Here is a 16,853-nt window from a genome sequence, read left to right as displayed (position 1 = left end):
TCACGTCCACCAATAGCGCACGAGGTGGAAGAAGATGGGCGCCGCGAAGCACACGGAGTCCAACCGATCCAGCATGCCGCCGTGCCCTTCGATCATATGCCCCCAATCTTTCACGCCGCGATCGCGCTTGATTGCCGACATGACGATGCCGCCGGCAAAGCCCAGCAGGTTGATCAACAGCGCGATCAAAAACGACTGCCACGGGTTGAAGGGTGTGGTCCACCACAGCGCGGCACCAATCAACGAGGAGAGCAGGATGCCGCCGACAAAACCTTCCACGGTCTTGGACGGCGACAGGTTGGGCGCAATCTTGTGCTTGCCGAACAGCTTGCCGCACACGTACTGCAGCACGTCCGAGAGCTGTACCACGATCACCAGGTAAGCGATCAGCAACAGGTTGCGGCCTTCGTAGCCCGGGATGTCGAGGGTCAGCAGAGCCGGTACGAACGACACGCAGAACACCGCGATCATCAGTCCCCACTGCACTTTCGAGGCGCGCTCCAGGAAGTGCGTGCTGTCGCCACCCAGTGACGCGAGGATCGGCAGCAGCAGGAACACGTACACCGGGATGAAGATTGAGAACAGCCCGTACCAATCCGAATAGATCAGCAGGTATTGCAGCGGCAGGGCCAGGTAGAACGCGGCCACCAGCGCCGGATAATCGCTGCGGCGCGTGGGGGTGAGCGTGAGGAATTCACGCAGGGCGTAGAACGACACGGCGTAGAACAGCAGGATCACTGCGCCGGTGCCGAGCCAGAAGGCGATGCCGATCACCACCACCATCACCCACCAGGCATTGATGCGGGCGTTGAGGTTGTCGATCACCGCATTCGGTGTGCCACGGGTACGCAGCTTGAGGATCAGGCCGATCAGCGAGGCGAGCACCAGGATCGCGCCGATACCGCCGAACAACATCAGGGTTTGGCTAGGCATGTCAGACGTGCTCCGGGGCAAGGGCGAGCAGCGCGTCGCGGGTGCGGGCGAGAAAGGCGGCTTTGTCTTCGTCTTCTTCCAATTGCAGCGGCTTGCCGAAGCTGGTGGTGCACAGCAGGGGCAGCGGCAACACGCGACCCTTGGGCATGACGCGGTTGAGGTTGGCAATCCACACCGGGATCAATTCGGCCTGTGGGTAACTTTTTGCCAGGTGATAAAGCCCGCTCTTGAACGGCAGCAAACCGTCTTCCAGGTTGCGTGTGCCCTCGGGAAAGATGATCAGCGAATCGCCAGCCTCCAGGGCACTGAGCATGGGCTGCAATGGGTTATCCACAGGGTCCTTGCGTTCACGGTCGATCAGTACGCCATTGAACACGCGGTTGATGATGTAGCGGCGCAGGGCACTTTTGTTCCAGTAATCGCTGCCGGCCACCGGGCGCGTGAATTTGCGCAGGTTCTGCGGCAGCGAGGCCCACAACAGCACAAAGTCGCCATGGCTGCTGTGGTTGGCGAAGTAGATGCGTTGCACCGGCACCGGCGCGCAACCAAGCCACAGGCTGCGGGCGCCCGTGACGGTGCGGGCCATGGAAGTAATCAGCGTGGCGACCACGGGTTCGAACATGGGGATTCCTTATCCGGCGAAAGGCAGCCAAGGGCTGGCGAGGACCACGCCCAGGGTCAGCAGCGCTTGCGCACCGAGCAGCCAGGCTTGTTTGCGCAACAGTTTGAGGGCGCCGCGACGGCGTTCGCTCCAGGGCCGGCCGACGCGCTTGGCCGATTGCAGGCCAAGGTCCACCAGCGCCTGGTCGAGGTCCGGGGTGCGTGCGGTGTCGCGGGCCAGCAGGGCGAACAGGTCGGCGTCGAAGGCCACGCGCAGCGCCCAGTACTTTTGCAGCAGCCCCAGGATGATCATCCACAGGGCGAGCAGCAGGCAGAGGGTCGAGATACTTGCCAGCAACAGTTGCGCAAGACCAAACAGAAAGCCGAGCAGCGTCAGGCCTGTGGATAACTGATCCAGGGAGCGGCCACGGCGCAACAGGCTGGCGACCACCTGGAGTTCCATATCAGCGGGCATGGGGCAAACCCTCCAAAGCTTCGCGGTGAGCGGGGTGCAGGACTACGTGGGTCCGCGCTGTACGAATAATAGCCAGTGCCTCGTCCACCGTGCTGGTGCGACCGGTGTGCATCAGCCAGGCGGCCACGGCAGTGGCGCTGCGCGAATAGCCGAGGGCACAGCACACCAGGAGCGGGCCGTGCGAGCGCAGGCATTCGATGGCTTGCGCGGCCTGCAGGCATTCGGCGGGCGTAGGCGCCACCAGGTCCAGTACGGGAATGGATTGATAGGCGCGGCCCTGTGGATGAATCGGTAATTCGGCGCACAGGTCGACGATCGCCTTGAAAGGCTCTTGCTCATTCGTTGTCGGAATGCGCCCGAGCCAAACGTTATCCACAATCAGGTCCGGCTGTGGGTGCTTGCGCGTCCACACACGTGAATTGATCCACGCCGCCGCCAGGTAGGGCGCGTACAGCCAACGTGCGGCGGGCGTGAGTCGGCCATCGGCGCGCTTCTGGAAGCCTGAAGCACCGAGCACGAAGTAATTGGCCTTGATCAACGCCAGGGAAACCACCGGCCACAGTATCCACAGCCAGGCGCCGCGCAGCACCCAGGCCAACATCACCAAGAGCACCGCCCCCAGGCCGTAGCGCGCACCGATTTTCCAGCGTTGTACGTCCCGTGTCAGTCGCACATTCAACAATGGGCTGGGATGCTCCACCGGCCATAACCACACGCACAGCCAGCCGGCGAGGGCACCTGTGGGTAAGTCGATAAAGTGATGTTGATAAGTGGTCAGCACCGAGATCCCGATCAAGGCGAACCAGCCATGCACCAGCCAGCGCCAAAACCCTCGGGTATGGCGCTGGTACATCACCCACAGGATCACCAGCAGTGCGATATGCAGCGACGGCGCCTGGTTGAACGGCTTATCGAACCCTGCCAGCACCGCAAACAGCCAGCCGAACACACCGTCCAGCTCTGGCCGCTCGAAGGTGAAACGCAGCGGCCAGATCAGGAAGCAACTGACGGCGATCACCTGGGCAGTCAGCAGGCGCAGCGCATGTTGCTTGAGTTCATGGCGGGTGTTGGGCAGCAGCAGGGAAAAGCCGTAGAGCAGGTCGATGGACCAGTAGGGCACGATGGTCCATGCCCAGAAGGGCATGTGGGTTTCCCAGTCGAACACCAGGGTGCCGACGTCGCTGCGCTGGCTGGTGACCCACGTGGCAAAGCCGTAGGTGCTGAAAAACAGCGGTGCCAACACCAGCAGCCACAGGACGGCGGGCTTCAACAGGCCGGGTTCGCGCATGCTCAGATCTTCTGCGCCAGGGACACGGTGAAAATGCCCCACTCATCCACGCGTTGGGTGATCTTGCGGAAGCCGGCAGCTTCCACCAGTTGGTCCATTTCCGCCTGGCTGCGACGGCGCATCACCCAGGCCTGGCCCTGGCGGTGGCTGGTCAAGGCGCGGGCGATCAGTTCCAGTTGCGGGTGCCAGGGCTGGCCGGTGTAGACCAGATAGCCACCCGGCTCCACGGCCTCAGCCAGGCCAGCCAGGGAGCCGCCGACCATGCCGTTATCGGCGAACAATTCATACAGCCCGGACACCACCGCCAGCGTCGGCTTGGGGTCCAGTGCCGCGAGGTCGGCGCGATCAAAGGCGTCACCTTTGACGAACTGCGCGATATCCCCCAGGCCTTTTTCGCGGATCAGCGCGCTACCGTCACGCACGTTGATGTCGCTGTAGTCGCGCAGCAGGATCGATTCCGGCAGCGGCGAAACGCCCTGCAAGGCTTCGAGGATGTAACGCCCATGGCCGGCGGCGATATCGACGATGCGCACTTCACGGCTTTCATCACGCAACTTGGCCATGGCCAGGCGCAGCAGCTCCTCGACGTTCAACTTGCGCTGGCGAATGCCACGCCAGCCGATGGAGTTGAGGTAGTTGGTGTCGATCATCCGCCCCAGCCCGCCCTTGCCGGTGGGGGTGTTGCGGTACACGTAATCCAGGGTGCTGCCCGAGTCGAAACCGGTATCGAAGCCCAGCTTCACGCCGTCCGACAGGCTTTTGCCCAGGCCCATGCTGGCGCGGGTGAGGCGCCAGTACAGGTCGCGCAGGGAATTGCGCGGCAGTGGCGCGGCGAGGGCTTCGGATTCGGCGCAGGTGGCGCCTAGCTTGTCGGCATCCAGCAAGGACGCGCGGTCCAGCGAGTAGCTGAAGTTCTGCAGGATAAAGCGCCTGGCGCTGCTCACGGCGGTGGCCCGGTCGCGTTCGCCGAGGGTGTCGTGGAAGAAGCCCGGGAGAATGTGCAGCTCTTTTTTCAGGCTGCCGAGGCGGTCGAAAAACTGCTGCTGGGGTTTGCGGTGCACCACGAAGTCGGAGCCAGACACCAGCACTTGGGTCGGCACCTGGATCGCCTGGGCATCGGCTACAACACGGTCGGCCGCTTCATACAGGCCCAGCAGCACATTCACCGAGATGGCCTTGGTGATCAGCGGGTCGCTGTCGTAGGAGGCTACACGCTCCGGGTCATGGCTGAGGAACTTGGCCTTGACGTAGCTATTGACGAAGAAATTGCCGCGAAACTTGCGCATCAGCGCCAGGCCCGGGCGGGCGAAGGGCACGTACAGCTTGACCTTGAAGGCCGGGGAGGCGAGCACCAGCGCACGGATCTTCGGCGCGTAATCGTGCACCCAGGTGGCTGCGATCACGGCGCCGACACTCTGGGCGATGACCGCGAGGTTTTCTGCCTCGATGCCGTAGGTGGTGCCGATGTGGTCACAGAAGGTCTGCACGTCGCGAGCGCTGGTGGCGAAGCTTGGGCTGTCGCCGCGCTCCCCGGGCGATTGGCCGTGACCACGGGCGTCCCAGGCATAGAAGTCGAATTGCGGCAGGTTCAGCTCGTCCACCAAGTGCGCAATGCGCCCCGAGTGCTCGTGGCCGCGATGGAACAGCAGGATCGCCTGGCGTGGCCCGGTAACGTCCGTGGCCGGCCAGTGGCGGTAGAAAAGCTCGACGCCATCATGGGTACTGAAGGTGTGCTCTTGCTGTTCGCGCATCGCAAAAATCCTTATGCAATCGGAGAGGTGTGTTCTTCTTTGAGGCCTTGGCGCACACGGTTGACCAAGGTGTAGGCGAGCAGGGCGGCGACCAGCCACATCACCGTGTTGACCCAGCCGGCACCCAGCCAGCCCAGGGCGACGCCGGTGGCCAGCACGCCGAGTACGAACGCCCGGTCGCTCTTGCCCATGGGCCCGTCGTAACGGCGTGACGCGCCGACCATCGGCCCGAGTACACCGGCGTATTCGCTGAACACCGCCAGCAGCGCCACCAGCAGCACGGGAATGAGGCTGACACCGGGGATCAGCGCAAATGGCAGGATCAGCGCGCTGTCGGCGATCACGTCACACAGCTCATTGAGGTAGGCACCCAGTCGCGACTGCTGGCCGAATTCCCGGGCGAGCATGCCGTCGATGGCATTGAGGGCCATGCGCAGGATCATCCACAGCGGAATCAGCGCAAACAGCCAGAGGTGTTGGGCAAACGCGGCGATCAGTGCGCCGACCAACAAGGAAACCACGCCGGCCAGCACGGTGATCTGGTTGGCCGTGGTGCCATTGTCGTAGAGACGCTGCACAAGCGGGCGCAGCAGGTTTTGAAAACGCGGCTTGAGTTGATAGATCGAAATCATGGGGGGTGACGCTTCCTTGTCCGTGGACCCGCGAAAAACTGTTTCGGAGTGTGCCGATTAATCACGGCCTGCACCAGTGATGGCTCGTGTTTATGGGGGTTTAGTCACGGTCTTGCAGACGCTGGGGAACAAATGTGGGAGCGGGCTTGCTCGCGAATGCGGTGGGACAGTCACAACAGGGGTGGCTGACCCACCGCATTCGCGAGCAAGCCCGCTCTCACAGGGGAACTGCGGTGGGTTCAAAACCTGCATTCATAGGACAAAAATTTCACGCTCCGTGTTATATCGTAACTAATTGTGTGTTAACGGGCGTTGAGTGGATGCAAGTGGATCTGGAAGCTGACGGCGCTTCGGTGGAAGGCCTTCCGCGTTTTCAACAGGGGGTGTTTCACGCCCGTCGATTGCGCCAAGCCGGCATCAGCCTGACAACCCTGGCCGTGGCCGGTTGGATACTGGCGCTGTTTGTCGCCCTGTTTGCCCCGCTGTCGATCTGGCCGGTGGTGCTGATCACCTGTTCGTCGGCGCTGCTGGTGCTGGTGGCCGGGTTGCAATCGGCGTGGTGGGTGGCCGATTGGCGTGCCCAGGTGCTGGAGGAACCCGCCGAATCACTGATTGAGCCGCCCGTCGATGACGTGGCGGGGTATTCGCGCCTTGTCGGGCGTTTGCGCAATGGCCTGCTGGCCCAGATTGGTGCGCCGGTGCTGTGGCTGGCGGGTTGGTCGTTGCTGGCGCTGGTCAGCCTTATCGAGTTCTGGAACCTGACCTTGCCCGCTGCGCCCGTCGGCCAATCGGCGAGCATCGGTGCCTCGCTGGCGTTGGCCTTGGCGTTTGGCCTGCTGGTGTTCGAGCGCCGCCTGGCTCAGGAATCCGTGGCCCAATGGCCGGAAGCTTCGCCACTGGCGCAATTGAGCCGGGTAGCGATTGTTTGCCTGGTGGTCAGTGCGCTGTGTTTGCTGTTTGCCGGTGCGGCGTCTGTGTGGCCGCTGCGCCTGGCCGTGCTGGTCGGCCTGCTGCCGGGGCTGGTGGCCGTGGAGTTTTTGCTGCGGGCCGTGCTGTCGCTGTTCAGCCCACGCCAGCCACGCCTTGAACCGCGCCTGATGGCGCAGAGTTTTATCGCCGGGCTGCTGCGCTGGCCGCCGCAGCCCTTGCTGGCCTTGCAGCACGAACTGCACAACCGCTTTGGTATCGATCTGCGCCAGATTTGGGCGTTTACCTACATGCGCCGGGCGTTTCTGCCGGTGCTGCTGGTGGTGCTGGCGGTGGGCTGGGCGTTGACCGGCGTGCATGAAGTGCCCCTGCAAGGCCGTGGGATCTATGAGCGCTTTGGCAAACCCGTGGAAGTGTTCGGCCCCGGCCTGCACGCCGGGTTGCCGTGGCCGTTGGGCCGCGTATTGGCTGTGGAAAACGGCGTGGTGCATGAGCTGGCGACCAGCGTCAGCGAAGCCTCCACCCCGGAACTGGCACCCGCCGAAGGCCCGGCTCCGCTGATCGCCAACCGTTTGTGGGACGCCAGTCATGTGAATGACAAATCCCAGGTCATCGCCAGCAGCAGCGGCGACAAACAAGGCTTCCAGATCGTCAACATGGACGTGCGGTTCGTCTACCGCATCGGCCTGACTGACCGGGCTGCACTCGCCGCCACCTACAACAGCGCGGATGTGCCGACCCTGATCCGCAGCACCGCCAGCCGCATCCTCGTCCACGATTTTGCCTCACGCACCCTCGATGAATTGCTCGGTGAACAGCGCACCAGCCTTGCTGATGAAATAGGCCGCGCCGTGCAGGCCGACCTGCAGAAACTCGACAGTGGTGTCGAAATTCTCGCCACGGTAGTGGAAGCGATTCACCCGCCGGCGGGTGCCGCCAATGCCTATCACGGGGTGCAAGCGGCGCAGATCGGCGCCCAGGCGCTGATTTCCCGCGAACGTGGCGCGGCCAGCGAGCAGACCAACCAGGCCCTGCTGCAAGCCAGCACCGTACGCGATGAGGCCCAGGCCACCGCGCGCGAAGTGAGCGCCGGCGCCAGAGCGGCGGACCTGCGTTTTGCCGCCGAACAAAAGGCCTACGCGACGGCGGGCCAGGCGTTCGTGCTGGAGCAATACCTCGGCCAGCTCAGCCAAGGCCTGGCCCACGCCAAGCTGCTCATTCTGGATCATCGCCTGGGTGCCGACGGCGCGCCGACGATCGATCTGCGTTCTTTTACTTTGCCGGCCGACCCTTCGGTGCCGCGTAAAGCCGTTCAATAAGGAGTCTGTCTGTTGAGCGCTCATTCTCACGATCACGGTCATCATCACCATCATGGCCATCACCACCACCATCATCATGGTGACGAACAGGCGGGCGGCCCGTTCCCTTGGCGACGCATGGCGTGGGCGGTGTTGCTGGTGCTGTTTGCCGTGGCAGCGGCCAGCCTGGTGCAAGTGCGTTCCGGCGAGGCCACGGTGATCACTCGCTTCGGCAACCCGTCCCGTGTGTTGCTGGAGCCGGGCCTCGGCTGGCGTTGGCCGGCGCCGTTCGAGGCGGCGATCCCGGTGGACCTGCGCCTGCGCACCACCTCCAGCGGTTTGCAGGACGTGGGCACCCGCGATGGCCTGCGTATCATCGTGCAGGCTTACGTGGCGTGGCAGGTGCAGGGCGACGCCGACAACGTGCAGCGCTTCATGCGCGCGGTGCAGAACCAGCCGGATGAAGCGGCGCGGCAGATTCGCACCTTCGTCGGCTCGGCGCTGGAAACCACCGCCGCCAGCTTTGACCTGTCCAGCCTGATCAACACCGACGCCAGCCAAGTGCGCATCGCTGATTTCGAAGCGCAATTGCGTCAGCAGATTGATCAACAATTGCTCACCACCTATGGCGTGCGTGTGGCGCAAGTGGGCATCGAGCGGCTGACCTTGCCGTCGGTGACGCTCACCGCCACCGTCGACCGCATGCGCGCCGAGCGTGAAACCATCGCCACCGAGCGCACCGCCGTGGGCAAGCGTGAAGCGGCGCAGATCCGTTCGGCTGCCGAGCGTGATGCGCGCATTGTGCAAGCCGATGCCACGGTGAAAGCCGCCGATATCGAGGCGCAATCGCGGGTCGAAGCGGCGCAAATTTATGGGCGTGCCTACGCCGGTAACCCGCAGCTGTACAACCTGCTGCGCTCCCTGGATACGTTGGGCACGGTGGTGACGCCGGGCACCAAGATCATCCTGCGCACCGATGCCGCGCCGTTCCGCGCCTTGGTGGACGGGCCGAAGGACGTCCAGCCATGACCGAGCGTGACAGCCCGGACAGCCCGTGGATCCAGGCCGGGCGCCTGACCTTCCTGGCGCTGTACGCGGTGACCGTGTTGGCGGCGTTGGCCTGGGCATTTTCCAATGTGCGCCAGATCGACCCGCAGAACCGCGCCGTGGTGCTGCACTTCGGCGCCCTGGACCGGATTCAGAATGCCGGCCTGTTACTGGCCTGGCCGCAACCGTTCGAGCAGGTTGTGTTGCTGCCGGCCGCCGACCGAGTGATTGAGCGCCGGGTCGAAAACCTGCTGCGTTCCGACACGGCGATCCAGGCCGACCGCGTGGCGAGTTTTGCCACGCCGTTGAGCGACGCCCTGGCCGGCTCCGGTTACCTGCTGACCGGTGACGCCGGTGTGGTGCAGCTGGATGTGCGGGTGTTCTACAAAGTCACCGAGCCCTACGCGTTTGTGCTGCAGGGCGAGCATGTGTTGCCAGCGCTGGATCGCCTGGTGACCCGCAGCGCCGTGGCCCTGACGGCGGCCCGTGACCTGGACACTATTCTGGTGGCGCGCCCCGAACTGATCGGCACCGACAATGGCGCCGCCGAGCGCCGTGAGCGGCTGCGCGGTGACTTGGTACAAGGCATCAATAAGCGCTTGGCTGAATTGGCCTCGACGGGGCTTGGGCTCGGCATCGAGGTGACCCGCGTCGACGTGCAATCGAGCCTGCCGGGCCCGGCGGTGAATGCCTTCAACGCGGTGCTGACCGCCAGTCAACAAGCTGACAAAGCCGTGGCCAATGCACGCACCGACGCCGAAAAACTCACCCAGACCGCCAACCAGCAAGCCGACCGCCTGGTGCAGGTGGCCCATGCCCAGGCCAGCGAGCGCCTGGCCAATGCTCAGGCGCAAACTGCCACGGTCGCCAGCCTTGCCCAGGTCAAAGACCCGGGCTTGCTGTTGCGCCTGTACCGCGAGCGCTTGCCGAAGATTCTCGGCCAGGCCGGCTCGGTGACCACGGTCGATCCTAAAGACGACTCCCGCTTGATCATTCAGGGAGCCGAACAATGAGCGCACCCATGCTGACTTCCGCCGAGCAGCGCAGTGCTGCCCGGCAATTGACCTTGGCCATGCTGGCCCTGGGTTTGCTGGTGCTCGGGCTGGTGTGGCGCTGGCTGGCACCGGACCAGACGGGCGTCAGCCAATTGCTACTGGGCGTGGCCTCGTTGCTGGTGGCCGTGCCGGTGATGCGTTCGGCCTGGTACAGCCTGCGTTACCCGAGCCTGCATGGCATCACCGACCAGTTGATCGCCTTGGCGATGATGGGCGCGTGGGCCACTGGCGACCTGCTCACCGCCGCATTGCTGCCAATCATCATGATCTTCGGCCATGTGCTGGAAGAACGCAGCGTGATCGGGTCCCAGGAAGCGATCCACGCATTGGGCAAGCTGACCCGCAGCCATGCGCGGTTGGTGCAGGCCGACGGCAGCATTGTCGAGGTGGATAACGGCACGCTGAACACCGGCGATATCGTCGAAGTGCGTGCCGGCGACCGCGTGCCTGCCGACGGTGTGGTGCTGTCCGGCCAGGCGAGCCTGGACACGGCGCCGATCACCGGCGAGTCGGTGCCGCTGGAAGCCAGCGTCGGCGTGCAGGTGTTTGGCGGGGCGATCAACCTGGATGGCTTGCTGCGCCTGCAGGTGACCCGCACCGGCAATGAGTCGACCCTGGGCAAAGTCATCGCACTGATGCAGAACGCCGAGCGTTCCAAGCCGCCGATCACGCGGCTGCTGGAGCGTTATGCCGGCAGCTACATGGTGCTGGTGTTGCTGCTGGCGGCGGTGACCTGGTTTGTGACCAACGACGCGCAGGCAATGTTGGCGGTGTTGGTCGCTGCGTGCCCGTGTGCGTTGGTGCTGTCCGCGCCGGCCACGGCGATTGCCGGGATTGCGGTGGCGGCGCGTCATGGGATTCTGATCCGCAGCTCGGCGTTCCTCGAAGAACTGGCCGACCTGACCTCCCTGGTGGTCGACAAGACCGGCACCCTGACTTACGGCACCCTGCGCCTGCAATCGATCGAGACGCGCGCACCGGATCGCCAGGTGCTGCTGAATCTGGCTGCGAGCCTGGGTTCGGCCAGCAGTCACCCGGTCAGCCGGGCGTTGGCAGGGCTGGCGACCCAGGAGCAGTTGTTGGTGCTCACGGATATTCGCGAACGCCAGGGCCTCGGCGTGGTGGCACAGACCGAGCAAGGCGAAGCGGCGTTGGGGCGCCCGGAGTTGTTTGAGCAGTTGGGCATCGTCACCACTGGGGTGCCGAATCACGATGGCCCGATTGCCGGGCTGGCGCTGGACGGGCAGTTCCTCGCCTGGTTGCTGCTCGCGGACAGCGTCAAGCCGGAAGCCCGCCAAGCCCTGCAAGAATTGCGGGAGTTGGGCCTGGGCCGGCAATTGCTGCTGACGGGCGACCGCCAGAGCGTGGCCGACAATCTGGCGCTGGACGTGGGCATCAGCGACGTCGAGGCGCAGGCGTTGCCGGAAGACAAGCTCAACCGGGTGCTGGGTGAGATCGGCAACGGCTTCCGCCCGATGGTGGTGGGCGATGGGATCAACGATTCCCTGGCGCTCAAAGCCGGGGTGGTGGGTGTGGCGATGGGGGCGGGCGGGGCGGATATCGCCCTGGCGTCGGCAGACGTGGTGCTGATCGGCAGTGACTTGCGTCGCCTGGGCACCTGCGTGCGCTTGAGTCGTCAGTGCCGGCAGACGCTGCAGGTCAACGTGATCATCGGCCTGGGCTGGACGCTGGCCATCGTGGTATTTGCTGCATTTGGCTGGTTGGGGGCGGCCGGCGCCATGATCGCAGCGGTGCTGCACAACCTCAGTACCCTGCTGGTACTGGGCAACGCCGGGCGTTTGCTACGCTTCCAGGAACCGCTTTTGAAGCTCGACGAATAATTTCAGAAATATTTGCACACGGCTGTAACGCCGATGAGGGACCTCACTCTAGTGGTATGTCGAGACTGAACAATCCGTTCAGACCGACACCCCTACCGATCATGAGGATACAAAAATGAACTTCAAATCCGCTGCTGCTGGTGCCGCCCTCGCAATGGCCGCCGCTACCATGTTTGCTGGTGTTGTCACCCAGGCTCAAGCCGCTGACATGTCTGTGCACTGCTACGGCATCAACGCCTGCAAAGGCCAGAACGACTGCAAAACCAAGGACCACGCTTGCAAAGGCCAGGGTTCTTGCAAAGGCCAGGGCTTCAAAGTTCAAGCCAGCGCTGATGCTTGCACCAAGGCTGGCGGTACCGTCGGCGAATAACCGGCAACCGAGTGCTCCCGCAGCGGATGCCCCCCACCGCTGCGGACACTTTGCCCAGGAGTGAATGATGTCCGCTTCTCTTCCGAGCCTGGGTTATGGCCTGGGTCTACGCAGTGAGTACTACCAGCAGATCCTTGAACAGTCGCCGGCCGTGGATTGGTTCGAAGTGATCTCCGAGAATTATCTGGTGCAGGGCGGCAAGGCCTTGTACTACCTGGACGCGATAGCCGAGCGCTATCCCCTGGTGATGCATGGCGTGTCCCTGTCTATCGGCGGACCCCATGCCCTTGATACTGATTACCTGAAACAGCTCAAACAGCTCGCCGAGCGCATCCAACCGGCGTGGGTGTCCGATCACCTGTGCTGGAGCCGCGGCAGCGCCCATCAATTGCATGACCTGCTGCCCCTGCCTTATACCGAAGAAAGCCTGTACCACGTGGCTGGCCGCGTGCGCCAAGTGCAAGACGTGTTGCAGCGCCCGTTGGTACTGGAAAATGTCTCCAGCTACGTGCGCTCCAAGGCCGATGAATTCACCGAGTGGGAATTCCTCAACGCCCTGGCTCACCTGACGGGCTGCCAGCTGCTGCTGGACGTCAACAACGTGTACGTCAGCTCGCGCAACCATGGGTTCGATGCCTGGACGTTCATCCGCAACTTGCCGCCTGACAGGATCCGCCAACTGCACCTGGCTGGGCATATGGACTATGGCGACTATGTCGTCGATACCCATGACCACCCGGTGTGCGATCCGGTGTGGGCGTTGTACCAGCAGACGTTGGAGCACCTGGGGCCGGTCTCGACCTTGTTGGAGCGCGACGACCATTTCCCACCGTTCGAAGAGCTGCTCACCGAGCTGAGCAAGGCCCGTGAGCTGGGCGCTTCGGCGTTGGCCAGGAGGTCGTTATGCGCCTGACCGATTGGCAGCTGGCTTTCGAACAGCATCTGTTATCCGAGACTTGCGTCGCCAACAGCGGGTTTGCCGCCACGTTGTTGGGTGGGCCGACACTGGATGTGGACACGGGCCTGGCGATTTATCACAACGCCTACGTGTCGCGGTTGCAGGAAGTGTTGCGGCATGACTTCGGCGCCATCTGGTATTGGCTGGGGGATGACGAGTTTGCGCTGTTGACCCACGCTTATGTGCGTCGTTATCCGTCTGCCCATTACAGCCTGCGCTGGCTGGGCGAGCGTTTCCCGGCGTTTATCGTGGAGCACCTGGTGGCCGAACAAAGCGCGCCATTGGCTGAGCTGGCGCGATTGGAATGGGCCTTCACCCTGGCGTTCGATGCACCCCAGGGCGAGCCGCTGACCCTCAATGACATGGCGCAACTGGCGCCTGAGGAGTGGCCAGGCCTGCAAGTGACCTTGGCGCCATCGGTGCAGCAGATGCTGTGTCATTTCAATAGTGTGGCGATCTGGCGTGCCAGCAAGGATGAGTCGGACTTCCCCAACAGTCAGGCCCTGGAACTGGCGCAGATTTGCCTGGTGTGGCGTCACCAGAATGTGTGCCATTACCGTAGCCTGGAACCCGCCGAGGCCTGTGCGCTGGCCGGGATGGTGACCACTGGCTGGAATTTTTCAGAACTGTGCGAGCAGTTGCTAGTCACTTATGCAGAGGGTGCGCCACTGCAAGCGGTGACGTGGCTGAAACAGTGGATCCAGGACGGTTTGCTCGAGCGCCGAGCCCCATAGAGGAACGCTATCAAATCGATAGCCTCCTACTTTGTCTTCGGATGGTCTACCCTCACTCCAGACGTCTGAAACAAGGGGGGACTACTCATGCTCGCGCAACTTCCACCGGCCTTACAGAATCTTCAGCTACCGCTGCGTCTTCGACTCTGGGACGGCCATGAATTCAACTTGGGCCCCGAGCCCAGTGTGACTATCGTGGTGAAGGACCCCACGGTCGTGACCAAGCTGACCCATCCCACGCTCGATTCATTGGGCGAAGCCTTCGTCGAGGGCAAACTGGAGCTGGAAGGCTCCATCGCCGAGGTCATCCGGGTGTGTGACGAATTGAGTCACGCCCTGATCGAAGACGACGAGGGGAGTCGTCCGGTGCGCTCGATCCACGACAAGGCCACTGACGCAGCGGCTATTTCCTACCATTACGACCTGTCCAACGAGTTCTACCAGCTGTGGCTGGATCAGGACATGGCGTACTCCTGCGGTTATTTCGAAACCGGCAGCGAATCCATCGACCAGGCCCAACAAGACAAATTCCGCCACCTGTGCCGCAAGTTGCGCTTGCAGCCGGGCGAGTATCTGCTCGACGTCGGCTGTGGTTGGGGCGGGCTGGCGCGGTTTGCGGCGCGGGAGTTCGGGGTCAAGGTGTTTGGTATCACCTTGAGTAAAGAGCAGTTGGCGTTGGCCCGTGAGCGAGTGAAAGCCGAAGGCCTGGAAGACCAGGTCGACCTGCAACTGCTCGACTATCGCGACCTGCCGCAAGACGGACGTTTCGACAAAGTGGTCAGCGTGGGCATGTTCGAACACGTGGGCCACGCCAATCTGGCGGAGTACTGCAAGGTGCTGTTCGGCGCGGTACGTGAAGGTGGCCTGGTGATGAACCATGGCATTACCGCCAAGCACACCGATGGCCGCCCGGTAGGGCGGGGCGCCGGTGAGTTTATTGAGCGTTACGTGTTCCCCAATGGCGAGCTGCCGCACCTGGCGATGATGACCGCGGAAATCAGCGAAGTCGGGCTGGAAGTGGTGGACGTTGAAAGCCTGCGCCTGCACTACGCGCGCACGCTGGACCATTGGAGCGAGCGCCTGGAAGATAACCTGGAAGCGGCAGCCAAGATGGTGCCGGAGCAGGCGTTGCGCATCTGGCGGCTGTACCTGGCCGGTTGCGCCTATGCGTTTGCCCGGGGCTGGATCAACCTGCACCAGATATTGGCGGTGAAGCCTCACGCCGATGGCAGCCATGATTTGCCGTGGACGCGGGAAGATATTTATCGCTGATTGACTGCAACACCGGAGATCCAAAAACTGTGGGAGCTGGCTTGCCTGCGATGGCGGTGTATCAGGACCGGATAAGTCGACTGATACACCGCCATCGCAGGCAAGCCAGCTCCCACATTGATTTGGTGTTGCCAGCTAGAGAATGGGTGAGATCAAGCGGGCCACCCGCATGCCCAGCTGTTGCAGGCGACGTGTCTGACGGCTTTCTTCCTGGCTGACTTCATGGGCCAGGGCGAAGTCATCCAACAGCATCTGTTCCACTTGGCTGGCGAAGGCTTCGTCCACCGTCAGCAACATCACTTCGAAATTCAGCCGGAATGAACGGTTGTCCATGTTCGCACTGCCGATGGCGCTGATTTCGCTGTCGACCAGTACCACTTTCTGATGCAGAAACCCTGGCGTGTAGCGGAACACCCGCACCCCGGCGCGCACGGCTTCGATCGCGTAGAGGCTGGAGGCGGCGTAGACGATGCGGTGGTCGGGCCGCGACGGCAGCAGCAGGCGCACGTCAACGCCGCGCAATACCGCCAGGCGCAGGGCGGAGAAGACCGCTTCATCGGGAATGAAATACGGGCTGGTGATCCACACCCGTTCAGTTGCCGCATGAATGGCCTCGACAAAAAACAGCGAGCAGGTTTCATACGGGTCGGCCGGGCCGCTGGCGAGCAGTTGGCAGAGCACGCCGTCTTCGGGGTAGGCGTCCGGCAGGATAAGCGGCGGCAGCTCCCGCGCGGCCCAGAACCAGTCTTCGGCAAACGACTCCTGCAAACACGCGACCACCGGGCCGGTCACCTGCACGTGGGTATCGCGCCAGGGCGCCAGTGGCGGTTTTTTACCCAGGTACTCGTCACCCACGTTATGCCCGCCGACAAATCCGGTGATGCCGTCCACCACCACGATCTTGCGGTGGTTGCGGAAATTGACCTGAAACCGATTGAGCCAGCCGCTGCGGGTAGCGAATGCCTTGACCTGCACGCCGGCGTCGCGCAGTGACTGCACGTAACGATGGGGCAGGGCATGGCTGCCGATACGGTCGTAAAGCACGTAAATGGCGACGCCTTCGGCGGCTTTTGCCTTGAGCAGCGCGTGCAGTTGGCGGCCGAGCTCGTCGTCGTGAATGATGAAGAACTGAAACAGCACGGCGGTCTTAGCGTTGCGGATCGCCTCGAAGATTGCGCTGAAGGTGGCCTCGCCATTGATCAGTAAGCGCACTTCATTGTTAGCCAGGCACGGCATGCGCCCCAGCTTGGGCATGGCGCGCAGGGACGCGTAGGCGCTGGAGTTGCGCGCAGCGAGGGCTTCTTCGACCCAGGGGCGCCAGTTCAATTCGGTGATGGCGGTGTGCATTTCCTGGTTGGCCTGGCGGCGGGCCTGGATGTAGGCGTCGAAGGTGCTGCGGCCGAAGATCAGGTAGGGGATCAGCGTCAGGTAGGGCATGAACATCAGCGACAAGGCCCAGGCGATCGAGCCTTGGGCGGTCCTGACGGTCAACACCGCGTGGATCGCGGCAAGGGTCCCGAGAAAGTGCAGCGTGGCGATGAAGTAGGCGAGCAGGTGCGGGCCAAAAAAATCCATGAACGACATGACTCCTGACAGTCCAGTGCCTAACAGACCATGAACGGCTGTGAATGTCGCTATTTTATTTGCCGTGCAACACTGGCCGCTTTGCGGC

Annotated in this window: 15 protein-coding genes; 8 read left to right on the top strand and 7 right to left on the bottom strand. The window is 63.1% G+C overall.

From position 1 onward, the window contains the following. From ACVWVP_RS02915 to ACVWVP_RS02890, 6 genes are read right to left on the bottom strand one after another with little or no spacing between them, the layout of a single operon-like run. Positions 1 to 933: a phosphatidate cytidylyltransferase gene (locus ACVWVP_RS02915; protein WP_178924220.1), complete on the bottom strand. Its 933-nt coding sequence runs from the start codon at positions 931 to 933 to the stop codon at positions 1 to 3. Between the two features lies 1 nt (position 934). Continuing rightward, positions 935 to 1,555 (bottom strand): lysophospholipid acyltransferase family protein, encoded by a 621-nt coding sequence (locus tag ACVWVP_RS02910; protein ID WP_457404444.1) that lies wholly within the window; start codon positions 1,553 to 1,555, stop codon positions 935 to 937. Positions 1,556 to 1,564: 9 nt separating this feature from the next. After that, positions 1,565 to 2,008, bottom strand: a complete 444-nt coding sequence (locus tag ACVWVP_RS02905; protein WP_176994554.1) for a hypothetical protein — start codon at positions 2,006 to 2,008, stop codon at positions 1,565 to 1,567. Beyond that, positions 1,998 to 3,296: a phosphatase PAP2/dual specificity phosphatase family protein gene (locus ACVWVP_RS02900; protein WP_457404443.1), complete on the bottom strand. Its 1,299-nt coding sequence runs from the start codon at positions 3,294 to 3,296 to the stop codon at positions 1,998 to 2,000. The genes ACVWVP_RS02905 and ACVWVP_RS02900 overlap by 11 nt, the downstream gene beginning before the upstream one ends. Positions 3,297 to 3,298: 2 nt before the next feature. Beyond that, positions 3,299 to 5,047 (bottom strand): bifunctional alpha/beta hydrolase/class I SAM-dependent methyltransferase, encoded by a 1,749-nt coding sequence (locus ACVWVP_RS02895; protein WP_457404442.1) that lies wholly within the window; start codon positions 5,045 to 5,047, stop codon positions 3,299 to 3,301. Positions 5,048 to 5,058: 11 nt separating this feature from the next. Further along, positions 5,059 to 5,679: a CDP-alcohol phosphatidyltransferase family protein gene (locus tag ACVWVP_RS02890; protein WP_178924211.1), complete on the bottom strand. Its 621-nt coding sequence runs from the start codon at positions 5,677 to 5,679 to the stop codon at positions 5,059 to 5,061. Between the two features lie 320 nt (positions 5,680 to 5,999). On the opposite strand from ACVWVP_RS02890, the gene hflK (ACVWVP_RS02885) reads away from it, so the two are divergent. From hflK (ACVWVP_RS02885) to cfaB, 8 genes are all read left to right on the top strand, one after another. Then, the gene (gene hflK / locus ACVWVP_RS02885) at positions 6,000 to 7,925 is read left to right on the top strand and encodes a protease modulator HflK (protein ID WP_457404441.1); all 1,926 of its coding nucleotides are present in this window, start codon (positions 6,000 to 6,002) and stop codon (positions 7,923 to 7,925) included. Positions 7,926 to 7,934: 9 nt separating this feature from the next. Continuing rightward, entirely contained in the window at positions 7,935 to 8,933 is a 999-nt protein-coding gene (gene hflC, locus ACVWVP_RS02880) for a protease modulator HflC (protein WP_457404488.1), read from the top strand. Further along, positions 8,930 to 9,964: a protease modulator HflK gene (gene hflK / locus ACVWVP_RS02875; RefSeq protein WP_259172433.1), complete on the top strand. Its 1,035-nt coding sequence runs from the start codon at positions 8,930 to 8,932 to the stop codon at positions 9,962 to 9,964. Before hflC ends, hflK (ACVWVP_RS02875) begins: the two co-directional genes overlap by 4 nt. Next, on the top strand, positions 9,961 to 11,847 hold the full coding sequence (locus tag ACVWVP_RS02870) for a cation-translocating P-type ATPase (RefSeq protein ID WP_457404440.1): 1,887 nt from the start codon (positions 9,961 to 9,963) through the stop codon (positions 11,845 to 11,847). The genes hflK (ACVWVP_RS02875) and ACVWVP_RS02870 overlap by 4 nt, the downstream gene beginning before the upstream one ends. Positions 11,848 to 11,962: 115 nt before the next feature. Then, positions 11,963 to 12,217, top strand: coding sequence for a BufA2 family periplasmic bufferin-type metallophore (bufA2, locus tag ACVWVP_RS02865; protein ID WP_176994547.1), 255 nt, complete (start codon positions 11,963 to 11,965; stop codon positions 12,215 to 12,217). A 67-nt stretch (positions 12,218 to 12,284) separates the two neighbouring features. Then, a complete protein-coding gene (gene bufB / locus ACVWVP_RS02860; RefSeq protein WP_457404439.1) occupies positions 12,285 to 13,130 on the top strand; it encodes an MNIO family bufferin maturase in 846 nt (281 codons plus the stop codon). Beyond that, positions 13,121 to 13,909: an HvfC/BufC N-terminal domain-containing protein gene (locus ACVWVP_RS02855; protein WP_178920495.1), complete on the top strand. Its 789-nt coding sequence runs from the start codon at positions 13,121 to 13,123 to the stop codon at positions 13,907 to 13,909. The genes bufB and ACVWVP_RS02855 overlap by 10 nt, the downstream gene beginning before the upstream one ends. 87 nt (positions 13,910 to 13,996) lie before the next feature. Next, complete coding sequence (gene cfaB / locus ACVWVP_RS02850) at positions 13,997 to 15,181, top strand: C17 cyclopropane fatty acid synthase CfaB (RefSeq protein WP_178920494.1); 1,185 nt, start codon at positions 13,997 to 13,999, stop codon at positions 15,179 to 15,181. A gap of 135 nt (positions 15,182 to 15,316) precedes the next feature. Here the strand turns inward: cfaB and cls are convergent, their stop codons facing one another. After that, a complete protein-coding gene (gene cls / locus ACVWVP_RS02845) occupies positions 15,317 to 16,756 on the bottom strand; it encodes a cardiolipin synthase (protein ID WP_259172429.1) in 1,440 nt (479 codons plus the stop codon). Positions 16,757 to 16,853: the final 97 nt, after the last annotated feature.

Source organism: Pseudomonas sp. TE24901 (assembly GCF_054058375.1).
Note: the sequence above shows the minus strand (reverse complement) of the source record. Positions and strands in the feature narration are given on the sequence as shown.